Genomic DNA, 25,506 nt, shown 5'->3' on the forward strand with positions numbered 1-25,506 from the left:
CCCATACCTCACATGCGCAGCTTTATTGCAGATACCAGCAGGTTTTACAAATTCGGTGCCAGCCAGCGTTCTACTTCATCCTTGGGCACATTACGGCGTTCTGCCATATCAGTGACCTGATCATCGGCAATTTTACCTACGCTGAAATACTTGGATTCAGGATGGGCAAAGTAAAAGCCTGAGACTGCCGCACCCGGTATCATGGCCCATGATTCAGTAATGTACATCTCTATTTCTTCACACTGCATTTGCTTGAACATCTCGGTTTTGACCGTATGTTCCGGGCAGGCCGGGTAGCCAGGTGCAGGGCGTATGCCTTTATAGTTTTCCTTGATCAGCTCTTCATTGGAGAGGGCTTCATCGGCGACATAGCCCCACAAGTCTTTGCGTACGCGTTCATGCAAGTATTCGGCAAAGGCTTCGGCCAGGCGGTCGGCCAAAGACTTCAGCATGATGCTGCTGTAGTCATCATGGGCATCTTCAAAGCGCTTCTCATACTTTTCTATACCCAGGCCAGCGGTCACCGCGAACATGCCTATATAGTCTTTGATGCCACTGTCTTTCGGCGCGATGAAATCAGACAGGCACTGGTTAGGCCTCTGCACGCCATCAATGATGGGCTTCTCGGTTTGCTGGCGCGTGCCGTAATAGGTTAGAGCCACCTGACTTCGGCTGTCGTCAGTATAGATTTCTATATCGTCGTCATTGACGGTATTGGCGGGCAGCAGGGACACCACACCATTGGCTGTCAGCCAGCGGCCTTCTATGATCTTTTTCAGCATGGCCTGGCCTTCGGCAAATACCTTGGTCGCTGCTTCGCCGACGACTTCATCGGTCAATATGGCCGGGAAAGGCCCTGCCAGATCCCAGGTCTGGAAGAACGGGCCCCAGTCTATGTAATTGGCGATGGTCGCGAGATCAATATTCTTGAACAGGCGGCGACCGATGAACTTGGGTTTGACCGGCGCATTGCTGCCAGTGAAGTCCACTTTCATTTTATTCGCACGTGCTTGCGCCAGCGTGACCATGGGCGTGGCTTTTTTATTCGCATGCTGGGTACGGATGCGGTCATAATCACTACCGAGTTCAGCGATGTACTGATCACGGCTTTCCGGCGTCAGCAACGATTGAGCTACCGACACAGAGCGAGAGGCATCGGCTACATACACCACCGGGCCTTCATAGTTAGGTGCAATCTTCACTGCAGTATGGGCGCGGCTGGTGGTGGCACCACCGATCAGCAGCGGGATCTTGAGCATGCGGAAATGTGGGTCACGCTGCATTTCTTTGGCGACGTAAGCCATCTCTTCGAGGGACGGCGTGATCAGCCCGGACAGACCAATGATGTCGGCATTCTCCGCCTTGGCCTTGGCCAGGATTTCAGAGCAGGGCACCATCACACCCATGTTGACCACTTCAAAATTATTACACTGCAAGACCACGGTAACGATGTTCTTGCCGATGTCATGCACATCACCCTTGACGGTGGCGATGACGATCTTGCCCTTGGGCTTATTGTCGCCACTGCGTTTCTTTTCTTCTTCAATATAGGGGATTAGATGCGCGACCGCCTGCTTCATGACACGGGCAGATTTCACTACCTGCGGCAAAAACATCTTGCCCTGACCAAACAAGTCGCCGACGATATTCATACCCGCCATCAGCGGGCCTTCAATGACCTGGATAGGGCGGCCACCCGCGTTCATGATGGCGGCACGGGCTTCTTCGGTATCTTCGACAATCCAGTTGGTGATGCCATGTACCATCGCATGTGACAGACGTTTTTCTACCGGTTCATTGCGCCATTCCAGCGTGGCTTCTTCTTTCTTGCCACCGGCTTTTAGCGTGGCAGCGATTTCTATCATGCGCTCAGTCGCATCTTCACGACGGTTCAGCACCACGTCTTCAACACGCTCGCGCAATTCGGCATCAAGCTCGCTATACACGCCAACCATACCGGCATTCACGATACCCATGGTCATGCCAGCCTTGATGGCGTGGTACAGGAATACCGTGTGGATCGCCTCACGTGCCGGGTCGTTGCCGCGGAAAGAGAAACTCACATTCGAGACACCACCACTGATCTTGGCACCAGGCAGGTTCTTATGTATCCAGGCTGTCGCTTCGATAAAGTCAACGGCGTAATTATTGTGTTCTTCAATACCGGTGGCGACCGCAAAAATATTCGGGTCGAAAATGATGTCTTGCGGATCAAAATCCAGACTATCTACCAGCAGGCGATAAGCGCGTTCGCAAATTTCTATCTTGCGCGCATAGGTATCGGCCTGACCTTTTTCATCAAAGGCCATGACGATGACTGCGGCACCATAACGCTTGCACAGCGTAGCCTGCCGCAGGAATTCTGCTTCGCCTTCTTTCATGGAAATCGAATTGACGATGGCCTTGCCCTGCACGCATTTCAGGCCCGCTTCGATGACCGTCCATTTCGACGAATCGATCATGATGGGCACGCGGGCGATATCCGGTTCGGATGCGATCAGGTTCAGGAAGCGTGTCATCGCCGCCAGTGAATCCAGCATCGCTTCATCCATGTTGATGTCGATGACTTGCGCGCCGTTTTCTACCTGCTGGCGAGCAACCGCCAGCGCTTCATCGTATTGCTCATTCAGAATAAGGCGGGCGAAAGCTTTTGAGCCAGTGACGTTGGTACGTTCACCGACGTTGACGAACAATGAGCTTTCGTCAATCGTGAAAGGCTCCAGGCCAGACAGTCTCATCGCTGTCGGCACAGTTGGGATTTCACGCGGTTTGCGGGTTTGCAGTATGTCGGCAATTGCCTTGATATGGTCAGGCGTGGTGCCGCAACAGCCACCGGCGATATTGATGAAACCAGCTTCGGCAAATTCTTTTAGCAGGGCTGAGGTATCGGCGGGCAATTCATCAAAGCCGGTGTCGCTCATGGGGTTGGGCAAACCGGCATTCGGGTAAATACAGACAAAGGTGTCGGCAATCTTCGACAGCTCCTCTGCATACGGACGCATCAGGGCTGCACCCAGGGCACAATTCAGACCTATGGTCAGCGGTTTGGCATGCCGTACTGAATTCCAGAATGCCGGTACGGTCTGACCCGACAGGATACGGCCCGAGGCATCGGTCACCGTGCCAGAAATCATGATGGGCAGGCGGGTACCGGTCTCTTCAAAAAACTGGTCAATCGCGAACAAAGCGGCTTTGCAGTTCAGCGTATCAAATATGGTTTCGACCAGCAGCACATCAGCACCACCTTCAACCAGGCCACGGGTTTGCTCTAGATAGGCGGCCACCAGTTGATCAAAGGTCACATTACGCGCTGCCGGGTCATTGACGTCTGGTGAAATTGATGCAGTCTTTGGCGTAGGGCCAAGGGCGCCTGCCACATAGCGTGGCTTGTCTGGTGTTGAATATTTATCGCATGCCGCTCGTGCGATTTTGGCCGAGGCAACGTTCATCTCATAGGCCAGATGCGCCATGTGGTAATCATCTTGCGCTACGGTCGTCGCACCAAAGGTATTGGTTTCTATGAGGTCAGCACCGGCGGCCAGGTATTTCTCATGGATTTCGGCAATCACATGTGGCTGGGTCAGAGACAACAATTCGTTGTTGCCCTTGACGAAGAGTTCACGCACTGTTTCAGGGCCAGTAAAGTCTTTGAATCGCTCGCCGCGATAATCTTCTTCCGTCAGTTTATAGCGCTGTATCATGGTACCCATGGCCCCATCGAGTATCAGGATGCGCTTTTGCAAAATCTCGCGCAAACGGGTTTCAAGGGCAGATACTGGCAGGGTCGTAGTCATGATGTTTACTCACATAAATGCAAAAACCCGATCGGCTTGTGTGCAGGCGGATCGGGTGACGTCCTTTTAGCAGCACTTATTACGCGCCCGCAATCTGAATCTCAAATCGGCGCAAGAAAGCATAAATTATACGTCAAATCAAGGGCTTGGGTAGCTGCAGGCAAACTGCTGTCGGGTTTTTGTCATGACTTAAATATCAAAAATGACATGACTGCCCCGTGTAGAATTAAATTTTCCCAAATTGAAAACTACCTTTGCTAGCCTTAAACTGCTTAACATGGATAAATTCGCAGTTTTTGCTTGCCTGAAAGCAGTAGCAGCTTCAATATCCTGTCTATACAATCATTTAAAGGCCGTACTTGTGCAAGCCATCTATTTTTGCCTTTTCGTTATCAAGACCAGATGAACATATCTGCACTCATTATTGAGGATCACCCGATTTACCGTGATGCCTTACTGGTATTCATGCGCCACATGCTTGGGGATGCCATGGTGGCTGCCGTAACTTCCACCGAAGAGGCATTGGCGCAAGCAGTAAAATATAGAGGTTTGCGCCTGATTTTGCTGGATTTGGGATTGCCCGGCATGAATGGGGTAGAAGCCATCAGTTCCTTACGCAAAAATTTTACCGATGTGGCGATCGTGGTTATTTCTGCATCAGAGGACAGGCGCGAAGTAGACGCCGCCCTGCGTGCGGGTGCCAAGGCCTTTATTTCCAAGGCCGTGTCCACAGAAGTGATGGCCGAGATCGTGCGTAAAATCCTGGCGCAGGAAACCCTGGATTCCAACTGGATTACATTGCGCGGCAAGCAGGCAAACAAGGAAGAGCCCTTGCTGGCCCTGACACCCAGGCAACAAGAAACCCTGATCCTGCTTTGCCAGGGTTTGTCCAACAAGGAAATAGGCTTGCGTCTGGAGCTAGCAGAAATCACCGTCAAAATGCATGTCACCTCAATTTTCCGGGTATTGAATGTGGTTAACCGCACTCAGGCGGTATTGGCCGCGCGGCGTCTGGGACTGTATTCTCCGGATCAATAACCTGGTCTGTGGTTTTCATTCGAAGTCGGACGGGTAGACCAGTTCCGGCAGCATGGCGTTGTTTTGTAATAATTCTAGCAAGGCTGTTTTCAAAGTCTCGGCCTGCATGGGTTTGTGCAAAATTTGAAAATCCCGGGTTTGCGTTATGCCGATTTGCTCTGCTGACGTTTCCCCCGTCACCAGCAAGGCAGGAATATCATAATTAAATTCCTCGCGTATGGCCTGTATTGCATCACAACCATTTTCTTTGGAAGACAAGCGGTAGTCACAGATCATAGCATCCGGCATTCTGTCCAGCTCTATTAGTGCGTTAATGGCTTCCGGCCCAGAACTGCTCGCCAGCACCTGGCAATCCCAGGATAGAAGCAAGGCCTGGGTCGCCAGTAAAATACTTGTTTCATCATCGATCACCACGATCAGTTTGTCATGCAACTCATTGTTGTCTGGCGCTTGGCGGGCTCCTTTCTGAGGTTCGCTTCCCTGGATTTCTGCTATGGGGACATGAATGGAAAAGCTTGTACCTTCGTTCAGTCTGGATTGCAGGCTGACAGGAATATCCAACAGTTTGCTGAGACGCTTAACGATCGCCAGGCCCAGGCCCAGACCTTTACTATTGTCTTTATGCTGGTTGCCAACCTGGAAAAATTCTTCAAAAACGGTTTTTTGCTGGTAGGCAGAAATGCCTATCCCGGTATCCGTGACGCTGATACATAGTTTGTCATCCACAGCCTGGCAAGTGATTTTGACCCCGCCAGCATGGGTGTAGCGTATGGCGTTGGCAGTCAGATTGCGCAGCATTTGTTCCAGCAGGGTGGCATCGGTCTTCACCCAGACGTTGATGGCATCGACATAAAAATCCAGCTGCTTGTTTTGCGCTTGTGGTGTAAATTCAATAATGATCTTGGAGAGAATCGCCGCAATAGGAAAACTTTTGATGGCAGGCTCGACGATTTGTGCGTCCAGGCGCGAGATGTCCAGCAAGGATAAGAACATCTCATCCATGATGTCTGTGCAATGCCTGACATTCGTCAGCAGGCTGCGTGCCTGTTCTGACAATTCCACATTCGACAAGGCACCCAGATACAGATTCAGCGCATGCATGGGCTGGCGCAAATCATGGCTGGCTACTGCCAAAAAGCGGGTCAGCTCATTCTGTTGATGCTCCTGTCGCTGATAGGCCAGCGTCAGTGCCCGGTTGGATTCTTCAAGCTCGCTACGCTGCTGTTCCAGCAGTTCTTTTTGCTGCAAGACCTCTTGGCTGCGCTTGCGGTTCAGGTTTTCAGAGTGATAGCGACGCAGGTAGTTTAACTCTGTCACGCAACTGGTAAAGATGAACAGGCAGCAGGCTGGCCACAGCAGAATGGCATATTGCACATGCGGGAAATCATGGAACCAGCCCATCCAGGCAAAAAGATGCGGCAGGAAGGCAGTGCATAGTGCATACAGGATGCCAAAACCCAGTGATATACCCTGGAACAGCACCAGCGGCATCAACAGGAAAAACATGAACCCGCCTATGCCATATGCCATGGCACCATGCAGACGGTTCAAGATTTCCATGAACAGCCATTCGATGAACATGCCGGTCATGAACATCGTCAATTGAGAGAGCCAGCGCCTGGTACGCAAGAGTGCGTTCATGACGTTCAAGAACAATACGACGTGCATGAGCCGCAGGCTCAAGGTATTTTGCGCACCTATGGGGTCAATAAAATAATCCCAGAACCACATCAGGCAACCAAACAGGGCGCAGGCGGCATGCACGATGGCCAGCATAATGCGATGGTTTTCGCGCTTGCGCTGGAGATAAGCTTCATCAGGAAAAAGGATTTCCCAGATGTCTTTACGCAGGCTGTTTGTGAACTTGTTTGCAACCAACATGCAAGGGCCTGTCTGCTCGATATGGGTAGGTGATAAGTCGGATTTTGCAGCTTAAAGCCAGAATGACTGGATACCGCTATCAGGAAATGTGTGCTCATGCATTGGACCGCAAAACAGGGAAGTGCGTCAATTGTTACTGCCACATACCTAGGTATAGGATACAAGATCCCCAAATATTGTTACAATATGTAAGTGACATTGTTTTAATACATTCCCGGATTTGACTTGCACACGCATGACGGAAAATCTGCGCCAGAGTAAGGTGGCCCGATTTCTTCTTTCCTGAATTTCAGTCTTTTTCAAATTCCCATATTGAATTCACATTTGTCCGGATCTGCCCAGGCAGCAGCGGAGTTGTCATGGTCTGACAATAAGCAGACTTGGTTTTGATATGTGCAAATATTTATAATTTTTTGACAAGGTAAGATTTTTATGGGTATCAACGCCAGCACCATACAAAAGCTGTATATCGCTTATTTCAACCGTCCAGCTGATGTGGCTGGTTTGACCTATTGGGAAGGGCAGCTTGATGCCAACAAGATATCTCTCTCGGGCCTGGCGCAATCATTCAGTGAACAGGTGGAATATGTCACAACCTATGGTGGGAAGTCCACCGCCGAAGTTGTGACTACTTTGTACCAGAATTTGTTTGGCCGCGCACCTGATGCCGATGGCTTGAAATACTGGGCGACCCAGATTGATACAAAAGCCGTGAATATGGGGACGGCAGCGCTAGCCATTCTGAATGGAGCAGTGCCACAGAGCGTTGATGGCGTGACGATACAGAACAAACTCAAGTTTGCGACAGATTTTACGACCAGCCTGAATACCCAGGAAAAAGCGGCCTCGTACAGTTATGCCTATGCCTTTGAAGTCATGCGCGGCATTTTGTCTGGTGTGACGGCAACAGCCTTGCCACCTACGCTGGTCCCCAGTCAGCCACTCAAGATAGCAGAGGCTACAAATGGTATCAGCAATGCCGAGCGACTCGCAGGCATGGATGTATTGGTTGATTTGAAAGGTGTGCAGACTTCGGTGGGGTATAAGTTAGAACTGATGAACGGCAACAGCTCTTTCGGGACTCCGCTTACCCATGTATTGACTGAGTCGGAGGTCATTACCAAAAAAGCGGTCTTACATATACCGGGGGGTCTTTACTGGGGTGCTGACGGTGCAAAAACGCTGGGTTTAAAGGTAACCGACATATTCGGCAATTCAGGGAAAGTTGGCGCTCAGACGCCTGTCATCCTGGATACTACGGCGCCTGTATTGCCAGGTACAGGTACTTATACAACCTACTGGATCAATCAACCGCCGTCTGGATTAGGTTTAGGAATGGGAGAAATTCACTATTCCATACTGCAGGGAACAATGACTGGAGGCACTGCCGCCATTTTGGAAAACAATACTGTCATTGCCAAAATAAGTAACATTAGCTCGACGGCGAGTACCCTGGACTTCATCATTGATCCTGGTCTTTACAGACAGGTTTATGCTGATTTCAATACGAATGCCAACTTGAGTCTGATGCTGACAGACCAGGCTGGCAACACTACGATTAGCAAGTTAAACGACTACAAAATAAAAACTGTTCTCAACAGTAAAATCGGTACGCCTGCCACGAATATTATTATTTCTTCCACAGGCGCAAATGACTTTTTGTATGTCAAAGCAGATATAAATGGACTTGAGTATCCCTTATGCAAGGCGTATCTGAAAATTAATGGTCAAGTCGTCGCCATTGATAATGATATTTTATCTATAGACCGCACAGTTGATTTTAATGTCCTGTTTGCAAATAACGCACAAATTCAATCCCTGATTAATGCTGGTGGTGTAGTGTCAGTCGATATGATGGACAGAAATGGCAGCTTCATATCGAGTGTTGACAATCCAATTTTAGGTAGCAATCAGTTCGGAAGCCACACCGTCATCAATTCGACAGCAGTCCCACCGATTGGGCCAAGTAAAGGTCTTTATATTTACTCGTATTTTAAGACCGCCACAGGATCTGCTAGTGGAATAGCAGAAATTCAGTATTCTATTATTGCGGGCCAATATGCTGGTGGCTCAGCCACTATTTTGGAGAATGGGGTTGCACTTGCCAAAGTAGCTTATATCGGTATGAACGACAAAATTCTGGATTTTGTCTTCGACACCACACTTGCAAGCAGAATTTATGACGATTTTCATTTTAAAAAGAATTTAAGCCTGGCAATAACTACTGCCTCTGGACAAACCTTGACTAGTCGTTTGGATGATTTCCAGATTGGATACCACTATAAGGAAAAGGATGGTTCACCTGCGACAGGTATTAGTCTGATACCGGTTGGCGGTACTACAGTAGCAAACACAGTCAACAGCAGTAACACTAATCTGTTAGTGAAGGCCACCATAAACGGAATCGAATACGGTGGTAAAAGTGCTTACTTGAAAATTAATGGACAGATTGTTGCCATCGATGATCATATTTCTTATAGCGATACAACGGTAGATTTTGATCTCGGAGCAACCGATTCTGTGCAATTGCAGGCAATTGTGAAGTCGGGTGGTATTGTTTCTGTCTTGATGGTGGATCAGAATGGCGCGGGCATAGAAAGCCTGATTAACCCCTACTTGACCAGCAATTTCACATCCGCATCTGCTACAAGTCAGTCCGAAATCATAAATCAACATCAATTGATGTTGATTGCTCCAGAATCTGTATTCGTGGGAATCGTAGGACAGCCACACTTACAACAACTCACTGAGCTTGTGTCGGTCTGATAAAAAAAGCACATCACGGTCTTACTGTGATGTGCCAAGGGGAATCGTACAAATTTGGGTTTAGCTTATTTATGAATCTTTTTTACGGCTCACAAACAAGCTAGCGATGATGGAGCTGCCCAGCAGCACAGCGATGACCATCAATGAAACACTGGTGGGCACATGCATCCATTTCACGATGAGCATCTTGATACCGACGAACATCAGGACAAAAGCCAGGCCAAATTTCAGCAAGTGGAAGCGGTCTGCCATATCTGCCAGCAAGAAATACAGTGCGCGCAAGCCCATGATCGCGAAGATATTTGAAGTGAAGACAATGAAGGGGTCTGTCGTCACTGCAAAAATCGCTGGTATCGAGTCCACTGCAAAAATTACATCGGATATTTCTATCAGTATCAGTACCAAGAACAAGGGCGTGAAAACGCGTTTGCCGTTTTCCATGATGCTGAATTTTTCTTCATGAAAATCCTTGGTAAATGGCAGCAGCTTCTTTGCCATGCGCAGGACTGGATTGGCTTCCAGGTCTGGTTCCTGCTCTGCTGCTACCAGCATGCGCATACCTGTAATCAGCAAGAAAATACCAAACAGATACAGTACCCATGAGAATTGCGTCACTACCCAGCTACCTGCCAATATCATAATGACACGCATGATGATGGCACCCAGCACGCCATACAGCAAAACCTTGCGCTGATATTGTGGCGGCACTGCAAAGTGACCAAATATCAGTAGGAAGACAAACACATTGTCGACCGACAGGGATTTTTCTATCACGTAACCTGCCAGAAATTCCATGGCCTTGGCGGTCGCTATTTCGCGGCCTACGGTTTCGCTCAGATACACCCACATGCCAAGGTCGAACAATAATGCCAGGCTGACCCACACCAATGACCATGCCGCCGCTTCCTTGACACTAACTTTGTGGGAGCGTGAACCGCCAAGGGCGAACACGTCTACAGCCAACATGAGTAAAACAAAGCCTATAAATACTGCCCACATCCAGGGCTGTGCGACGGAATGGATCATGGTTTATTCTTTCTCAATAAAGCCCAGCAAATGCAAGAGGCTGGTGAACAGGTTAAAGATGGTGACGTACAGGCTGACAGTTGCCATGATGTAATTGGTTTCGCCGCCACGGATGATATTGCTGGTTTCAAACAAAATCATGCCCGACATCAACAAGACCATGACAGCAGAAATCGTCAGTGACAGGGCAGGGATCTGGAAGAAAATCGCACCCAGGCTGGCGACAAAGGCAACCAGCATACCCACCATCAAGAAGCCACCCATGAAACTGAAGTCACGTTTGCTGATTAGTACATACGCCGACAAACCCATGAAAATCACGCCTGTCATTGCCATGGCCGTCATCACGATGCCAGTGCCGCCTGGCATGCCCAGGTAACGCGTCAGGATGGGGCCCAGGGTATAACCCATGAAACCAGTCAGGGCAAATACGGCAGCAATACCCCAGCCACTGTTACGCAGTTTGGTGGTGGCAAACAGCAGGCCAAAGTAGCCGACCAGAGTCAGCAAGATGCCAGGACCTGGAATATTGAAGGCGATAGTTGCACCGGCTGTCATTGCTGAAAACAGCAAAGTCATGGACAACAACATATAAGTATTGCGCAAGACCTTATGGCTTGCGCTGGTATTGCCATCTACATAGGCAACAGTTTGTGCGTCATGTGCAGAACGACTCAAGATTTTCATGCTTTTCTCCTGAAATGTTGAAACCATGCTTTTTTGCTCAATGGCTTCACCTTCTCAACAGAAGGTGAAGCAAGTGTAGACCTTGCAGATAAACAAAAAAAGTCGAATATAATTGAATTTAGCATCGTATTTTTCGATGCATTAATCGATTTATTATCAAAAAATTACTTTCATGCCTAGCCTGAATTACAAGCATTTGCATTACTTCTGGATGGTGGCCAAGACTGGTAGCATTGTCCGCGCAAGTGAGCAATTGCATCTGACGCCGCAAACCATCAGCGGACAGTTGAGCCTGTTTGAAGACGTACAAGGTGAGGCTTTGTTTCGCAAGAGTGGACGCAACCTGGAATTAACTGAGGCGGGTCGTCTGGTATTTAGCTATGCCGAAGATATTTTTGCCCTGGGACAAGAGCTGGAAGAAGTCTTGCACCATAGGCCGACAGCACGCACAGTACAATTAAGAGTAGGTGTCTCGGATGCCTTGCCTAAGACCCTGGCTTATCGTTTGTTGGAACCTGCCCTGAAATTGCCACAAACCTTGCGTATCAATTGCCGTGAGGGCAAGCTGGAAATTTTGCTGGCTGACCTGGCCACTCATAAACTTGATGTTGTGATGTCTGATAGCCCCATGCCGACGGGTGCCAATGTGCGCGGCTATAGCCATCAACTGGGAGAATGCGGCATCAGTTTTTTCGCTACCCGCGCTCTAATGGAGCAATACCCCCAAACCTTCCCGCAGAATCTGGACGCAGCGCCATTTCTGTTGCCGGGGGAGGACGCCGCCCAGCGCGCACGTTTGTTGCATTGGTTTGATGATCATGGATTGCATCCCCGTATTGCAGGCGAATTCGATGATAGCGCACTCATGAGTGCCTTTGGACAGGCCGGTGCAGGGATTTTTGCAGCGCCTACCGTGGTCGCCGATATGGTCATGCGGCAGTACGATGTGCAGCTACTTGGGCAAACCGAAGAAATCAGGGAGCAGTTTTTTGCCATTTCGGTACAGCGCAAGCTGACTCATCCTGCGGTGCTGGCCATCAGCCGGGCTGCGCGTAGCGACTTGTTTGCCATGGATGAGGATTGAGCGATTGTCTCGACTCAATGCAGACATAAAAAAAGCGACAGCAAAAGCTGTCGCTTTTTTTGAATTACCTGACTGGATTAACGACGGCCCAGCAAGGCCTTGGTATTTTTGTCCATAGGTACAGCATAGTCTACCGAGCTGATGACAGTGTTGTCACTAGGCTTGACCAGCTTCAGATTGACATAGACCAGTTTGTCACTTTCGGCATAAGTACCGACGATGACAGCCTGGGCACTATGGTTCTGGGCCACATCCCTGATTTCACGTGTCAGCAGCAATTCGCCGACATTTTGCTTCATGAAAACTTTGTCGCGGAATTTCATTTCCACCATTTTGTACTGTTGGCGGGTGAACTCACCGGAAACATGCTCGGCAACAATACGGCCAAATGCTGAAGATTCTTCGAGGAAATTGATATTGGCCAGCGTGGCAATAATCAATGGACGGGAAGGATCAATTCTCGAGGCAGCATTGGTGATCAAAACGTTTGCAGCGCGTTGATTTGCCGGGATAAATTCATTGGCTTCAGCATCTTTCCAGGTTGGCGCAGGAGATGCAGCAGCTGGAGGCGGGGTGTTACCCAGACCCAGATTGGCACAAGCACTGAGTGCGATCGCTGAAGCGATAACGAGAGCGGCACTTTTCATCATTATTGGCCTCCAACAACACGGAAGTTGAAGTCAGTGTCTTTATTGTAAAGTGTCCAGTCATAATCCATGACGTAGTAAGCATCAGTACGACGGGCAACATATTGTGAATTTTTCACCAAAGATGTCGTCACGATTAACTCGTATTGAGGAGTACTGCCTTTTGCGTATTCCTGATTGACCCAGTTGGTGTAGTCATAAGCGCCTGTAAGGGCAAATGCACCCAGGACGGCATCTGTTTTGACCGGGATACCCAGGCCGTGTACTGCAGCAATGCCAGCACCAATCGCAGTCACGCTGGTGAAGCGTTTGTTTTGGTGACGGTCAGGGGAGAAACGCACCAGTTGTGTCTCAATATTCACAACCTGTGCCGTACCATCGTTGATTTTCCTGACGACTACGCCCTGATTGACCAGGGAAGTAATGATCTGAGTATAGAAAGCCTGTGTGAACTGACTGTCTTTCTCTGGTGGCATGACGTACACCGGTGCGCCTATCTTGTCGGTTCCGAGTTTGATTTGCTCTGCTACATCTTTTGCGATGACGAGCCAGTGCGACGCCGCTTGCAATTTATTTTGCGTCGTCGTCGGAAAATTGCCTGCTAAGGGCGTTTCACTGTATGGAGTTGCACAACCTGCCAACAGCGCGGCTGCCAGGGCAATGGGAAGAAATTTCTTCATGAGCTCACCTTTTTTTAGGTCTTAGTCAGAGTTTTTGTTATCGAAAACGAAAATGGCAATAATTCAGTGTAAGAGAATACAACAAGTAGCGTCAGGCAACAAAGATTTTGCTTGCAGTCAGGCATTAATTGGATTATTTCCACAGATAAAGCGGGATGAGGCAGCATTACAACTAAAAGTTGTAGTTTTTTTGCTTCAGTTTTCCCTGTTAACTGAAAAAATGTCCTTCTTGTAAAGCAAATCCTTGTAGGAAATCAGTTACTGAAAGTCGCTTGCCACCGGGTTTTTGCAATTCAGTCAAGCTGAGCGAGCCTCGACCACAGGCAACAATAACACCTTGCTCCTGATTCGCCGATAGTATTTGACCAGGTTTATGGTTACCAGTTGTTTCAAGCGGTTTCGCACCCCAGATCTTAATGGTGGTATCCACGTATTGAGCATGAGCGCCTGGAAAGGGATTAAAAGCACGTATCTTTCTTGCTAATACCTCGGCAGGCAAGTTGAAATCCAGGCCAGCTTCTTCCTTACTGATCTTGGACGCGTAGTTGACGCCAGCCTCAGGTTGTACGGTTGCCGGGATGCCTCCATCCCGCAACTGTTGCAAGGCAGCAACAATCATCGCGCCGCCCATGGCCGCAAGTTTGTCATGCAGGATGCCCGTCGTATCTGTATCTGCAATGGCAATACTTTGCTTGAGCAGCATGGGGCCGGTATCCAGGCCTTCTTCCATTTGCATGATGGTGATGCCGGTCTCTGTATCACCTGCCTCTATTGCTCGATGAATCGGGGCCGCGCCACGCCAGCGGGGTAAGAGCGAACCATGTATGTTTAAACAACCCAATCGCGGTATATTTAATACTGAGAGTGGCAGAATCAGGCCATAGGCAGCCACTACCATGACATCGTGTGGCGTACTGTTAAGCAAGTCATGTGCTTCTCTGGCAATGTCAGGATATTTGCCATCCAGACGCAGCGATATTGGCTGGGCGACAGGAATGCCGTGCTGCAGGGCAAATTGTTTGACTGCAGAGGCGTGCAGTTGCATGCCACGGCCAGCCGGGCGATCTGGCTGCGTCAGTACCAAAGGTACTTCAAAACCTGCCGCATGGATGGCTTGCAGAGCGGTAGCGGCGAATTCCGGGGTGCCGGCAAAGATGACGCGCATTAGCGTTCAGCCCGTCTGCGCTGCTCTTCACGTTCTTCTTTCAACATCTTGGTTTTGATGCGGTTACGCTTCATGGGTGACAGGTATTCGACAAATACCTTGCCCTTGAGGTGGTCCATTTCATGTTGTATGCAGACTGCCAGCAAGTCGGTTGCATGCAGTTCGAAAGGCTTGCCGTCGGCATCCAGGGCGCGTACCTTGACTTCGGCAGGACGTTCGACGCCATCATAAATGCCTGGCACGGACAAGCAGCCTTCGTCATAAACTTTGCGTTCTTCACTGGCCCAGACAATTTCCGGGTTGATGAAAACTTGCAACTGGTCATTGGTTTCAGAGACATCTATCACCACCAGTTGTTCATGGACATCAACCTGAGATGCTGCCAGACCAACACCGGGGGCATCGTACATGGTTGCTGCCATATCGGCCACCAGGGTTTTCAGGCGTGCATCAAATTGTGTTACCGGTTTTGCCACTTTATGGAGGCGCGCATCGGGGTAGCGCAGGATATTTAGTATCGTCATAAGACTTTTCACAACAAGCTTTGATGCTTATTGCGCAGTTTTTCTTGCTAGTTCAAGGATTTATGGGCAGAATTTGATTCAATTTGGCAAGTTTTGCAAGATTGCGCCTGCCTGCGCGCCTTCACTTGCGGTATTGCAGTATTTTGCATCGGATAATATTCATGAAAAAGTTTAGCACAATCGTCTCCATTCTCGCTGTCAGTCTTCCCCTGATTTCTACCGGGGCACTTGCTGCTGGTGGGCAGGCAACCACGGCACAGGCGCAAGCCGTTGCTAGTAAAACCAAGTGCGACTTCTTGCCAGAAGCCCCAGACAAGCACGTTGTTGTCAAAGGCGATACGCTTTGGGGGATTTCCAGCATGTTCTTGAAAAATCCTTGGTGCTGGCCTGTGGTCTGGGGCATGAATCAGGAAGATATCAAGAATCCGCATTGGATTTATCCTGGTCAGATCGTCTATTTTGACCGCGTCAATGGCCGTTTGCGTCTTGGAAATCCGGGTGGTGTACCGACTGTCAAACTGACGCCACATTCGCGTGTACAGGGCTTGGGCTCGAATGCCATTCCTGCTATCCCTGCTTCCATGATAGAACCTTTTTTGTCCCAGCCCTTGATTTTGGAAGACGATGACCTGGCCACAGCGCCGCGCATTATTGCCACCAAGGAAGGCCGGGTAAATCTGGGTGTGAATGAGCAAGCCTATGTAAGGGGTGAGCTTGAAGGTGGTACTTCCTTCCAGGTCTTCCGTCCGGGCGTGCCTTTGCGTGATCCCGAAACCAAGGCCGTGATTGCCTATGAGGCGGTGTACCTGGGTACAGTCAAGCTGTCACGCGAAGGTAATGATGACAGTGACGTCCATACCTTCAATGTCGTCAAGTCCAAAGAAGAAATGGCGGTCGGCGACCGTTTGATGCCTATTCCACCGTCTCCTATCCTGAATTATGTCCCCCATCCACCTGCTGAAGAAGTGGATGCCCGCGTTGTGGCGATTTATGGTGGCGTTGCTTCGGCTGGCCAAAACCAGATCATCAGTATCAATCGCGGCAAGAACGATGGTTTGAACCTTGGCACGGTATTGACGCTGTATAACTACGGCAGGGTGATACAGGATAAGACGGATGCCAACAAGTCCATCAAATTGCCAGATGAAGCGATTGGTGATTTGTTTATTTTCCGTACCTTCAACAATATTTCTTATGGCCTGATCATGCAGGTCAAAGATATTGTCAAAGTAGGTGACGCAGCCAGATCGCCAAGATAAGTTTGTTTGGTGACCGCTAGCTCGTGGAATCGCCTTTGGATTTGAGCGCCTGGCTGAGGCTGGAACAAACGCCAGGCGTGGGCAATGAGACGGCACGCCGCTTACTTTCAGTATTCGGCTTGCCGGAACAGATTTTTGCTGCCAGCCACGCTGCCTTGTGTGAAGTTGTTACACCCAGGCTGGCCAACGCCTTGCTGGCCATGCCAGCTAACTTCCAGCAACAAATAGATAAGACCCTGTCCTGGCAAGAGCAGCCAGGTAATGTCGTACTGACTTTGGCCGACGCTGCCTATCCGCGGTCCTTGCTGGAAATTCCAGATCCGCCCCTGATGCTGTATATCAAGGGCAGGCCCAGTTTGCTCGACGCCGCCACCGTGGCAGTCGTTGGCAGCAGGAATGCCACGGTACAAGGCATACGCAATGCAGAACAATTCTCTGAAGCACTGAGTTTTGCTGGCCTTTGCATCAGCTCAGGCCAGGCAGCGGGTATTGATACCGCTGCCCATCAGGGCGCTTTGCGTGGACCGGGCTCCACCATCGCCGTGATAGGTACTGGGGCGGACATTGTTTATCCGGCACGCAATCGCAATTTGGCCCACTTGATTGCTGAAGGGGGTTGCATAGTGAGTGAGTATTCACTGGGAACGCCCGCACTGGCACCAAATTTCCCGCGTCGCAACCGTATCATTTCCGGTTTAGCGAAGGGTGTACTGGTGGTGGAAGCGGCAGCGCAATCCGGTTCTCTGATCACCGCCCGCATGGCGGCCGAGCAGGGCAGGGAAGTCTTTGCCATTCCCGGCTCTATCCATTCTCCCTTGTCCAAAGGTTGCCATCAATTGATACGTCAGGGTGCCAAGCTGGTAGAGTCGGCGCAAGATATTTTGGAAGAGCTACAGTTGCAGACGCATTTTGCGCAGACTTTGCCTCAGCCTGCATTTCAAACCGGCAAGACCGAGCCGTTTGTTTCCATCCTTTTGAAAGAAATCGACTTTGATCCTGTCCATATGGATATGCTGGCAAGCCGGACAGGAATAGATATTTCCAGCCTGACTGCAGAGTTACTAACGCTGGAATTGGGTGGGCAACTGGAAGCCTTGCCTGGCGGGTATTATCGGCGGCTTGCCTGATTGTCATCAACGGCAAATCCTAAAGGGGCTTGTTTGAAATCGCTGCAAAGGCTACAGTAGCAGCATGTTTGATATTCTTGTTTACCTCTACGAAACTTATTACCGTCCGGACGCCTGTCCTGACACGGTAGCCTTGACCAAAAAATTGTCCGCGGTTGGTTTTCCCGAGGATGAAATTAGCGAGGCACTTGATTGGCTGACAGGCCTGGCGATCAATACAGCTGAGCCGGTCGTAGCCGCACCAATTTCCCAGGGGTTCAGGATTTATGCAGAACAGGAAATTGCGGCACTCGGTACTCCAGCCCTTGGCTTTATCCAATATCTGGAATCTGCTGGCTTATTGAATGCTAATCAGCGAGAAATCGTGATTGAAAGAGCCTTGGTTGTCAATGAGTCACCCCTGCCTCTGGATAAACTGCGCATTATTGTCTTGATGATGCTATGGAGCCAGGGGGCAGAGCCTGACATGCTCATGTTTGACGAATTATTGTTGTCAGATGACGACAACGTGACCAGGCTTTTGCATTAATCATTTCCTAAATGGAATTTTTATGACGAAAATCGCGCATAGATTGCGGTTTTTCGTCTATCACGCTTATCATTCCCCGCAAATTTAGGTTAGTCTTACGCTTATTTTGCGAAATGTTGCCTATTAGACATTGGCAATCACGCTTTACATTATTCGAGAATCCCGAAATGACAAAAACGCTCATCATTGCCGAAAAACCCTCTGTCGCTAATGACATAGCGAAAGCTCTGGGTGGCTTCACCAAGCATGATGATTATTTTGAATCAGATAATTATGTACTGTCTTCAGCTGTCGGCCATTTGCTGGAAATTACCGTCCCTGAAGAATACGATGTCAAACGCGGCAAATGGAGTTTCACTCATTTGCCGATGATCCCGCCGCATTTTGCCCTGAACCCGATTGCCAAGACTGAGTCGCGCCTGAAGGTCTTAAACAAGCTGATCAAGCGCAAGGATGTCACCGGCCTGATTAACGCATGTGACGCGGGTCGCGAAGGTGAGTTGATTTTCCGTCTGATCGCCCAGCATGCCAAAGCCAAGCAGCCGGTCAGCCGCCTGTGGCTGCAATCCATGACTACCGGCGCGATACGCGATGGTTTCCAGAAATTGCGCAGTGATGCTGAAATGATGCCTTTGGCTGATGCGGCCCGTTGCCGCTCAGAGGCAGACTGGTTGATCGGTATCAATGGCACCCGCGCGATGACAGCCTTCAATTCCAAGGAGGGCGGCTTTTACCTGACGACAGTGGGTCGTGTGCAGACGCCAACCTTGTCCATTGTGGTGGAGCGCGAAGAAAAGATCAAAAAATTCGTTTCCCGTGATTATTGGGAAGTGAAGGCAGAATTTGTCTGCGCGGCCGGTATCTATGAAGGCCGCTGGCAAGATCACCAGTTCAAGAAAGACGAACACGACCCTGAGAAAAGGGCTGAGCGTCTGTGGAGCAAGGCGGCTGCAGAATCTGTCGTAGCCGCTTGCCGTAATCGCCAGGGCAATGTTACTGAAGAATCCAAACCCGCTACGCAAATCGCGCCACCTCTGTTTGACTTGACCAGTTTGCAGCGCGAAGCGAATGCACGTTTTGGTTTTTCTGCCAAAAATACCCTGGGTCTGGCGCAGGCTTTGTATGAAAAGCATAAGGTATTGACGTATCCGCGTACTGATTCCCGTCATTTGCCGGAAGATTATCTGCCAACGATAAAAGAAACCCTGGGCTCGATAGCAGAAACCAATAATTACCATCAGTTTGCTTCGCAAATCCTGAAAAACAATTGGCTCAAACCAAACAAGCGTATTTTCGACAATACCAAAATCAGTGATCACTTTGCGATCATCCCGACTGGCCTGGCACCGAAAAATTTGTCCGAACCTGAACAAAAGCTGTATGACCTGGTCACGCGCCGCTTCCTGGCGGTGTTCTTCCCGTCAGCAGAATTCCAGGTGACTACCCGCATCACTGAAGTATCCGGCCATCAGTTCAAGACTGAAGGCAAAGTCATGACCAGCGCTGGCTGGCTGGCAATCTATGGCAAGGACGCACTGGAAGAAAAGGTAGACGGCGAAAGCAAGGGCACTCTGGTTGCCGTTGCCAAAGGCGAAAAAGTCTTGACCGATCAGATTGCTGCGAATGCATTGGTCACCAAACCACCTGCCCGTTATAGCGAGGCGACGCTGTTGTCCGCCATGGAAGGTGCCGGTAAACTGGTCGATGACGGTGACCTGCGTGAAGCCATGGCAGGCAAGGGCCTGGGCACACCAGCTACCCGTGCTGCCATCATCGAGGGTTTGCTGAACGAGAAATATCTGCTGCGAGAAGGCCGTGAAATGATGCCGACCGCTAAAGCCTTCCAGTTGATGACCTTGTTGCGCGGTCTTGGGGTAGACGAATTGACCTCACCAGAACTGACTGGCGAGTGGGAATATAAATTATCGCAAATGGAAAAAGGCAAGATCAGCCGTGAAGAATTCATGCGCGAAATTGCCCAGATGACCCAGATCATCGTCAAGCGTGCCAAAGAATACGATAACGACACCATCCCTGGTGATTATGCGACCTTGCATACACCTTGCCCGCATTGTGGCGGTGTGGTCAAAGAGAATTACCGCCGTTTCGCCTGTACCAAGTGCGAATTTTCCATGAGCAAGACGCCAGGCAGCCGTCAGTTTGAAGTGGCTGAAGTAGAAGAATTGCTGACCAAGCGTGAAATCGGGCCGTTACAAGGCTTCCGTTCCAAGATGGGACGCCCGTTTGCAGCCATCCTGAAGATCGTCGCTGACGCTGATCATAATAACCTGAAGCTGGAATTTGACTTTGGCCAGAATCAGGATGAAGGTGAAGATGGCGAGCCTGTCGATTTTTCTGAACAAACTTCACTGGGACCTTGTCCAAAATGCGGTAACGGCGTGTATGAGATGGGCCTGGCCTATGTGTGCGAGAAAACCATGGCCAAACCCAAGGCTTGTGATTTCCGTAGCGGCCGCATCATCCTGCAACAAGAAATTCTGCCTGAGCAAATGGGCAAATTGTTGAATGACGGCAAGACAGACTTGTTGCCTGGCTTTATTTCGCAACGCACCCGCCGCCCATTCAAGGCTTTCCTGGTACGCGGCAAGGATGGCAAGGTCAGTTTTGAATTTGAAGAACGCAAGGCCAAAGCCCCGGCCGCAGGCAAATCCAAAGCCAAAGCTGATCCAGATGCAGAAGCCACGGTCGCTGTAGCAAGCACCAAGGCCAAGGCAACAACTGCCGCTAAAGCAGCACCTGCCAAAAAGCCCGTAGTCAGGAAAAAGAAGGCAGCCTGATAGTTTTTTTGCCACAAATCTTCAAAGAATAGATGCGGCGGGAAGGGATAACACCACTTTCCCTGCAAAGTAAGACTTTTTCGCGTATTGTTAAAGGGTGATTTTTTGATATAGGGTACACATGGTCGCAAACGAGTCCTTATCCAGTGCTCGCGCTGAATTTACTCATGCATTTAATCATGCAGTACCCGGCATTCTGCCTGAAGCTTTGGAAGCATTGCTGACCAAGGCGAATTACAACGGCACATCTTCGGCTGAAAAAGGTCGCATTGTCAGTGCGCGCTCTCTCTTGCCAGAAAAATGGGACGCCATTTCCCGTGCCATTCCCGTGCATCTGGTCCATTTGCTGGACCGCAGCATCACCACCGCCTATAGCACGTTCAGGCCTGCTTCTGCCCTGGGTCAGGCAACTGAGCTGGCCTTGCTGGATTCCTCCACTTTCGAGACCACCCTGCGCTTCAATGAAATGACGCAGAATTTCCGCGACAAGGCAGGTCAAGGCCTGCTGGATTTGAATATACGCATAGCCGTCCTGTTCGGGCAGGATGATATACGCGAGCGGGAAAATCCTTTTCGCCCTTATCTATTGGCACGCTGTATTTTCCTGGCAGTAGAAGAGCAAAGGTTGCCGAAAGAATCTGAAGCCATCATCATCGAACAACTGGGTGAAAGCATCGCCGGCAGTATGGCTACTGTCTATGAGGCGGCCAATGCCGCATTGGAAAAGCAGGGTATTAGCGCCCATCTTTCGCTGAAGATCAGTAAGTCACCGGAATCACAGACCAGCCGCAACTCAAACACCCCTGCGCAAGGCGGTGGAGCTGGTGGACAGGGTTATTCCACCATGCAGGCTGGCGTTTTCCCAGGGGCGCAAGCAGCAGGCCAGGGGCATGCACAGATGCAAGGCGCATTCCCGGCGGCACAACAGGCCTCCATGGTTAGCCCCGGAGTTCGTCTGGAACAATTATTTCAGACTGTGCGCGGCAAGCCTCTGAGTTTGCCGCCAGCCACGCCCATTTTGGCACAAAGTGCAGGCAGCATGCAGACTGCGCCAGCATCCACATCTTATGCAGGGATGCCATCGCTTGATACGCAAGTAGTCAATGCCGGCCCAGGCTGGCTGAAGGATGCCAACGCGCTGGGGGGCATCTTAAGGCAAGCCTTTGGTGAAACAGTTGCTACCTCCAATGGACAAAGAGATAAGCATGCAGAGGGCAGTATTCCTTTCACTGCCAGGGAAAGTGCACCCGCAGGTGCAAGTAATGGGGGTAACCAGGGCAATTCCGGTCAATTTGCCCATGCTGGCTTGCCAAGTTCGGTAGGCACAGCCAGTGCCGATTTGATACAGGTACCTGCAGCCTTGGTGGCTTCGCATTTACAGAATATAGAAAGCCATTTGAAACAAAGGGCTGAAGCACAACTGCCACCTGAACTCAGCATGGGGCTAGGCAAAGTGCTGGGGCAAATGCACAAGGTCATGGTGCCGGACAGTGTGGCGATGAAAGATGGGCAAGGTGAAATCCGTAACCTGATACGCGAACATAAGGATGCCTTGCACAGTCTGGCCAAAGATACTGACGAACAAATGTGCATAGACCTGGTCGCCATGCTGTTTGAAGTCATGCTGTGTGATGAGATGGTGCCCATCAAAATGCGGATAGACCTGGGGCGTTTGCAATTTTTGATATTGCAATTGGCCTTGAAAGAAAAGAATTTGCTCAGTGACGGCAAACATCCTGCCCGCCTCTTGCTGAACCGGATTTGCTCGATTGCCTATAGTGCCGAGCAAATAGGTGATGTTGAAAACCATGTCGCTGAAGAGATAGCCCGTATTATCAAGACCCTTATGCGGCATGATAGCGAAGTGCCAGAACTGTTTTCACGCATACAAAACAGGTTTGAAACCTTTGTAGCCCGCGAATTGCGTACCAATGACGTGCATATACGCCGCACCGTCAAAGCCATGGATGAAGCGGAAATCCGTTTCATGCGTTTTGCCTGTATTGCCGTTGCCATCAGCAAGGCCATGCCCAAGGTGCATGTCGATCCTGGTTTCCGTAGCTTTCTCAAGACAGAGTGGGTCAAAGCGATAGAAGTGGCTGAAAGGACAGACGCCATACTCGCCAGGCGCTATCGGCTGCTGGTGCCTGATCTGTTATGGAGTGTTTTCCCAAAAACGGAAAATGAAGAAAGAAGCTTGCTGTCATCCATGTTGCCCAGCATGGTAGGCACCTTGCGCCATGGTCTTGATTTAATGGAGTGGGAAAAGGCCAGGCAACAGAAGTTATTAAACTGGCTGGCCGAGGCGCATTCAAAAGCCTTGCGTCCATCCGCAGATAGCAAAAAACCGCAGGGTCTGAGTTTGCCAGCCATGCATGAACGGTTTGAGCAGTTTACCAATCAGGCCGATACGGTAGAGCACTCCGAAATTCATCTTTATGAATTCGCCAGGGAATATTATCAGCTCGCAGTTTTGGCAGAATTGGGTTTGCGGACCAGAATGCTGGACAAGGAAGTCCGCAAACCACCGGCTACTACGGATGATGCGCTTACCGTCACAGGTGCTGCAGAATCGTCGCTCAATCCAGCGTATCTTGAACGCATAGTCAGTGGCACGTTGATTGATATCAAGACAGACTCAGTCAAAGCCAAGGCCTGCCTGCGCTGGGTAGATCCGTATTTGAATCATGTCGTGCTAAGTCTGAGAGGGGAAGAATACCCTGCTGTCCTCAGCATGCGCGTGTTTTGTGAGTTGCTGGACTTTGGCAAGCTGCGCTTTGTAGAAGAAGAACCTCTGTTTGAGCGTGCCATCCATATCCTGTTGAAGTCTGCTGATGAAGTTGACAATGTGCGGGTGTAGAAACCCGCACACGGCAGATTAATCAGCTTGGTTTAGTCACTCGTGTTACCGACATCTGGTTCAAAAAAGCACCATTTCACCTGCGGCCATTTGCTTTGTATACCAGCTTCCACTTCATTAATGGCGGCAATCAGCGCTTTGTCAGACGCCTGTGGATGCATTTTTGCTTGCACTGCAAGCATTAACTGATCGCCCCATTGCAAGGCAATCAAGTTGATGACGTGATCGACGTGTGGATGGTTGGTGATATGTGCGCGTATTGCTTCGTTGACCTCTGGCGCTGCAGATTCTCCAGTAATCATGGCCTTGACTTCCCGAACGATAAAGAAGGCGATAACCATCAGCAAACAGCCAACGATGATGGAGCCTACTGCATCCCAGACAGGGTTGCCGGTTACTACAGATAAGACCACGGCAATAAAAGCGACACCCAGACCAGCCAGGGCGGCGATATCTTCACCTGCTACCACCATCAATTCGGATTGGCGGGTTTCGCGAAACCACTGGAAGAAATTCTTGCCCTCAGAAATCTTACGTATTTCCACCATTGCCCCATACAGAGAAAACGCCTCGAGAATCACAGAAACGCCAAGTACCGTCAGGGCTACCATAGGATTCTTTAAAGGCTCGGCATGTTTCAGGCGCTCCACACCCTCCATGACAGAAAAAGCGCCACCCAGAAAGAACAGCAGCAAAGCCACCATCATGGCCCAGAAATATACCACCCGTCCATAACCCATAGGGTGAGAGGCATCGGGTGGTCGCTTGGCCTCTTTGATGCCGACCAGCAAAAAGATTTGATTAATGCAATCGGCGGTGGAATGAATAGCCTCTGCCAGCATGGCACCGGAAGAGGTGAAAATGGCCGCGGTAAATTTGGCCACGGCAATACCGCCGTTGGCACCTAGCGCATAAAAAATCGCCTTGGTAGAACCTTCTGAATTCGCAGACATGAGAATAAATAGAAATGAGAAAAACTTAACCTTACTTGATTTCTCTGCAAATAATCAAATGGATACGTTCAATTGCTGGCTTTGCTGCTGCGGGATTACCACTATCGAGACAGGCTTATCAGCTTGCACGCTGAATTGAGCAATAGCAAAGTTAAGTCCCAGTCCTGGTTGCGTCCGCCCCTCTCTATATAGGAGCAAGAAAACCACTCGGTGCGCGCAGCGCACTCAGTGGTTTTGCCTTTCTACAAACGAAGTAAATAATTACCGATAAACGCTTGCGAAGAAGGGCAGTAGTTTGCTATAGTTCGCCTCCCGCTGAGAAGCGGGCGAGAAGAGAAGCAAAAGAAGCAAAGCTAGTGAAATGAGCGATCGAAAAGATTGCGGAATAAATTAGCAGCTGTGGGCACCCAACAACGGTTTTGCCAGCTTGAAAGAGCGAAACAAAACGAAGTGAGTTGCAAGTGTTGACAGCGATAAAGAAGTGCTTCATAATCTCGTTTCTCTGCTGCTAATGCACACAACGCTGCGACGCAAAACTGGATGAATAAGTAGTTCGGTTGAGTAGAAAAGAATACGGTTCTTTAACAATTAACAGTCAATAAATGTGGGCACTTGGTGAAGCGCACCAAGCAACTTAGGTTGCTTGGAAATGCTTAAATAATATAGCAAGTGTTCACAAGAAGTATAA

General features: G+C 49.9%; 17 protein-coding genes. 8 read left to right on the forward strand and 9 right to left on the reverse strand.

Annotation, left to right across the window (positions count from 1 at the left end; translation table 11 throughout):
* Window positions 1-44 precede the first annotated feature (44 nt).
* Window positions 45-3,794, reverse strand: coding sequence for a methionine synthase (gene metH, locus H8L47_RS15500; protein WP_186954490.1), 3,750 nt, complete (start codon window positions 3,792-3,794; stop codon window positions 45-47).
* Window positions 3,795-4,196: 402 nt separating this feature from the next.
* On the opposite strand from metH, the gene H8L47_RS15505 reads away from it, so the two are divergent.
* The gene (locus tag H8L47_RS15505) at window positions 4,197-4,832 is read left to right on the forward strand and encodes a response regulator (RefSeq protein WP_186954491.1); all 636 of its coding nucleotides are present in this window, start codon (window positions 4,197-4,199) and stop codon (window positions 4,830-4,832) included.
* 15 nt (window positions 4,833-4,847) lie between these two features.
* Here H8L47_RS15505 and H8L47_RS15510 read toward each other — a convergent pair whose 3' ends face one another.
* The gene (locus H8L47_RS15510) at window positions 4,848-6,713 is read right to left on the reverse strand and encodes an ATP-binding response regulator (protein ID WP_186954492.1); all 1,866 of its coding nucleotides are present in this window, start codon (window positions 6,711-6,713) and stop codon (window positions 4,848-4,850) included.
* 432 nt (window positions 6,714-7,145) lie between these two features.
* On the opposite strand from H8L47_RS15510, the gene H8L47_RS15515 reads away from it, so the two are divergent.
* Window positions 7,146-9,479: a DUF4214 domain-containing protein gene (locus H8L47_RS15515; RefSeq protein WP_186954493.1), complete on the forward strand. Its 2,334-nt coding sequence runs from the start codon at window positions 7,146-7,148 to the stop codon at window positions 9,477-9,479.
* A gap of 69 nt (window positions 9,480-9,548) precedes the next feature.
* Here the strand turns inward: H8L47_RS15515 and H8L47_RS15520 are convergent, their stop codons facing one another.
* Together H8L47_RS15520 and H8L47_RS15525 are read right to left on the reverse strand one after the other, a co-directional pair.
* Window positions 9,549-10,505: a TerC family protein gene (locus tag H8L47_RS15520; protein WP_230413758.1), complete on the reverse strand. Its 957-nt coding sequence runs from the start codon at window positions 10,503-10,505 to the stop codon at window positions 9,549-9,551.
* Between the two features lie 3 nt (window positions 10,506-10,508).
* Window positions 10,509-11,192 carry a Bax inhibitor-1/YccA family protein gene (locus H8L47_RS15525; RefSeq protein ID WP_186954494.1) on the reverse strand — a complete coding sequence of 228 codons (684 nt, stop codon included), beginning with the start codon at window positions 11,190-11,192 and terminating at the stop codon, window positions 10,509-10,511.
* 172 nt (window positions 11,193-11,364) lie between these two features.
* On the opposite strand from H8L47_RS15525, the gene nhaR reads away from it, so the two are divergent.
* Complete coding sequence (nhaR, locus tag H8L47_RS15530) at window positions 11,365-12,276, forward strand: transcriptional activator NhaR (protein ID WP_186954495.1); 912 nt, start codon at window positions 11,365-11,367, stop codon at window positions 12,274-12,276.
* Between the two features lie 77 nt (window positions 12,277-12,353).
* Here nhaR and H8L47_RS15535 read toward each other — a convergent pair whose 3' ends face one another.
* The 4 genes from H8L47_RS15535 to def all read right to left on the reverse strand — a co-directional run bounded on the left by H8L47_RS15535 (window position 12,354) and on the right by def (window position 15,292).
* On the reverse strand, window positions 12,354-12,926 hold the full coding sequence (locus tag H8L47_RS15535; RefSeq protein ID WP_186954496.1) for a FlgO family outer membrane protein: 573 nt from the start codon (window positions 12,924-12,926) through the stop codon (window positions 12,354-12,356).
* Window positions 12,926-13,603, reverse strand: a complete 678-nt coding sequence (locus tag H8L47_RS15540; RefSeq protein WP_186954497.1) for a hypothetical protein — start codon at window positions 13,601-13,603, stop codon at window positions 12,926-12,928. The genes H8L47_RS15535 and H8L47_RS15540 overlap by 1 nt, the downstream gene beginning before the upstream one ends.
* A gap of 208 nt (window positions 13,604-13,811) precedes the next feature.
* Window positions 13,812-14,768: a methionyl-tRNA formyltransferase gene (fmt, locus tag H8L47_RS15545; RefSeq protein WP_186954498.1), complete on the reverse strand. Its 957-nt coding sequence runs from the start codon at window positions 14,766-14,768 to the stop codon at window positions 13,812-13,814.
* On the reverse strand, window positions 14,768-15,292 hold the full coding sequence (def, locus tag H8L47_RS15550) for a peptide deformylase (protein WP_186954499.1): 525 nt from the start codon (window positions 15,290-15,292) through the stop codon (window positions 14,768-14,770). Before def ends, fmt begins: the two co-directional genes overlap by 1 nt.
* Window positions 15,293-15,453: 161 nt before the next feature.
* On the opposite strand from def, the gene H8L47_RS15555 reads away from it, so the two are divergent.
* The 5 genes from H8L47_RS15555 (at window position 15,454) to H8L47_RS15575 (ending at window position 23,865) form a co-directional block, all read left to right on the forward strand.
* On the forward strand, window positions 15,454-16,551 hold the full coding sequence (locus H8L47_RS15555) for a LysM peptidoglycan-binding domain-containing protein (protein ID WP_186954500.1): 1,098 nt from the start codon (window positions 15,454-15,456) through the stop codon (window positions 16,549-16,551).
* Between the two features lie 35 nt (window positions 16,552-16,586).
* Entirely contained in the window at window positions 16,587-17,678 is a 1,092-nt protein-coding gene (gene dprA, locus H8L47_RS15560) for a DNA-processing protein DprA (RefSeq protein ID WP_222616556.1), read from the forward strand.
* 64 nt (window positions 17,679-17,742) lie between these two features.
* The gene (locus tag H8L47_RS15565; protein ID WP_186954502.1) at window positions 17,743-18,207 is read left to right on the forward strand and encodes a DUF494 family protein; all 465 of its coding nucleotides are present in this window, start codon (window positions 17,743-17,745) and stop codon (window positions 18,205-18,207) included.
* A 167-nt stretch (window positions 18,208-18,374) separates the two neighbouring features.
* The gene (locus H8L47_RS15570; protein WP_186954503.1) at window positions 18,375-21,005 is read left to right on the forward strand and encodes a DNA topoisomerase III; all 2,631 of its coding nucleotides are present in this window, start codon (window positions 18,375-18,377) and stop codon (window positions 21,003-21,005) included.
* Window positions 21,006-21,126: 121 nt separating this feature from the next.
* Window positions 21,127-23,865 (forward strand): DUF1631 family protein, encoded by a 2,739-nt coding sequence (locus H8L47_RS15575; RefSeq protein ID WP_186954504.1) that lies wholly within the window; start codon window positions 21,127-21,129, stop codon window positions 23,863-23,865.
* A 32-nt stretch (window positions 23,866-23,897) separates the two neighbouring features.
* On the opposite strand, the gene H8L47_RS15580 is transcribed toward H8L47_RS15575, so the two are convergent.
* Window positions 23,898-24,818, reverse strand: a complete 921-nt coding sequence (locus H8L47_RS15580) for a cation diffusion facilitator family transporter (RefSeq protein ID WP_186954505.1) — start codon at window positions 24,816-24,818, stop codon at window positions 23,898-23,900.
* Between the last annotated feature and the right edge of the window lie 688 nt (window positions 24,819-25,506).

It is taken from the genome of Undibacterium umbellatum (assembly GCF_014284125.1).
Taxonomy (GTDB): Bacteria; Pseudomonadota; Gammaproteobacteria; order Burkholderiales; family Burkholderiaceae_D; genus Undibacterium; species Undibacterium umbellatum.

Excerpts from the sequence above, each read along its gene's own strand:
- H8L47_RS15505 (WP_186954491.1), top strand. The coding sequence starts at position 4,197 with ATGAACATATCTGCACTCATTATTGAGGATCACCCGATTTACCGTGAT.
- H8L47_RS15520 (WP_230413758.1), bottom strand. The coding sequence starts at position 10,505 with ATGATCCATTCCGTCGCACAGCCCTGGATGTGGGCAGTATTTATAGGC.
- H8L47_RS15540 (WP_186954497.1), bottom strand. The coding sequence starts at position 13,603 with ATGAAGAAATTTCTTCCCATTGCCCTGGCAGCCGCGCTGTTGGCAGGT.
- H8L47_RS15575 (WP_186954504.1), top strand. The coding sequence starts at position 21,127 with ATGGTCGCAAACGAGTCCTTATCCAGTGCTCGCGCTGAATTTACTCAT.
- H8L47_RS15525 (WP_186954494.1), bottom strand. The coding sequence starts at position 11,192 with ATGAAAATCTTGAGTCGTTCTGCACATGACGCACAAACTGTTGCCTAT.
- H8L47_RS15510 (WP_186954492.1), bottom strand. The coding sequence starts at position 6,713 with ATGTTGGTTGCAAACAAGTTCACAAACAGCCTGCGTAAAGACATCTGG.
- H8L47_RS15555 (WP_186954500.1), top strand. The coding sequence starts at position 15,454 with ATGAAAAAGTTTAGCACAATCGTCTCCATTCTCGCTGTCAGTCTTCCC.
- H8L47_RS15580 (WP_186954505.1), bottom strand. The coding sequence starts at position 24,818 with ATGTCTGCGAATTCAGAAGGTTCTACCAAGGCGATTTTTTATGCGCTA.
- def (WP_186954499.1), bottom strand. The coding sequence starts at position 15,292 with ATGACGATACTAAATATCCTGCGCTACCCCGATGCGCGCCTCCATAAA.
- H8L47_RS15515 (WP_186954493.1), top strand. The coding sequence starts at position 7,146 with ATGGGTATCAACGCCAGCACCATACAAAAGCTGTATATCGCTTATTTC.
- nhaR (WP_186954495.1), top strand. The coding sequence starts at position 11,365 with ATGCCTAGCCTGAATTACAAGCATTTGCATTACTTCTGGATGGTGGCC.
- H8L47_RS15570 (WP_186954503.1), top strand. The coding sequence starts at position 18,375 with ATGACAAAAACGCTCATCATTGCCGAAAAACCCTCTGTCGCTAATGAC.
- metH (WP_186954490.1), bottom strand. The coding sequence starts at position 3,794 with ATGACTACGACCCTGCCAGTATCTGCCCTTGAAACCCGTTTGCGCGAG.
- H8L47_RS15535 (WP_186954496.1), bottom strand. The coding sequence starts at position 12,926 with ATGATGAAAAGTGCCGCTCTCGTTATCGCTTCAGCGATCGCACTCAGT.
- fmt (WP_186954498.1), bottom strand. The coding sequence starts at position 14,768 with ATGCGCGTCATCTTTGCCGGCACCCCGGAATTCGCCGCTACCGCTCTG.
- H8L47_RS15565 (WP_186954502.1), top strand. The coding sequence starts at position 17,743 with ATGTTTGATATTCTTGTTTACCTCTACGAAACTTATTACCGTCCGGAC.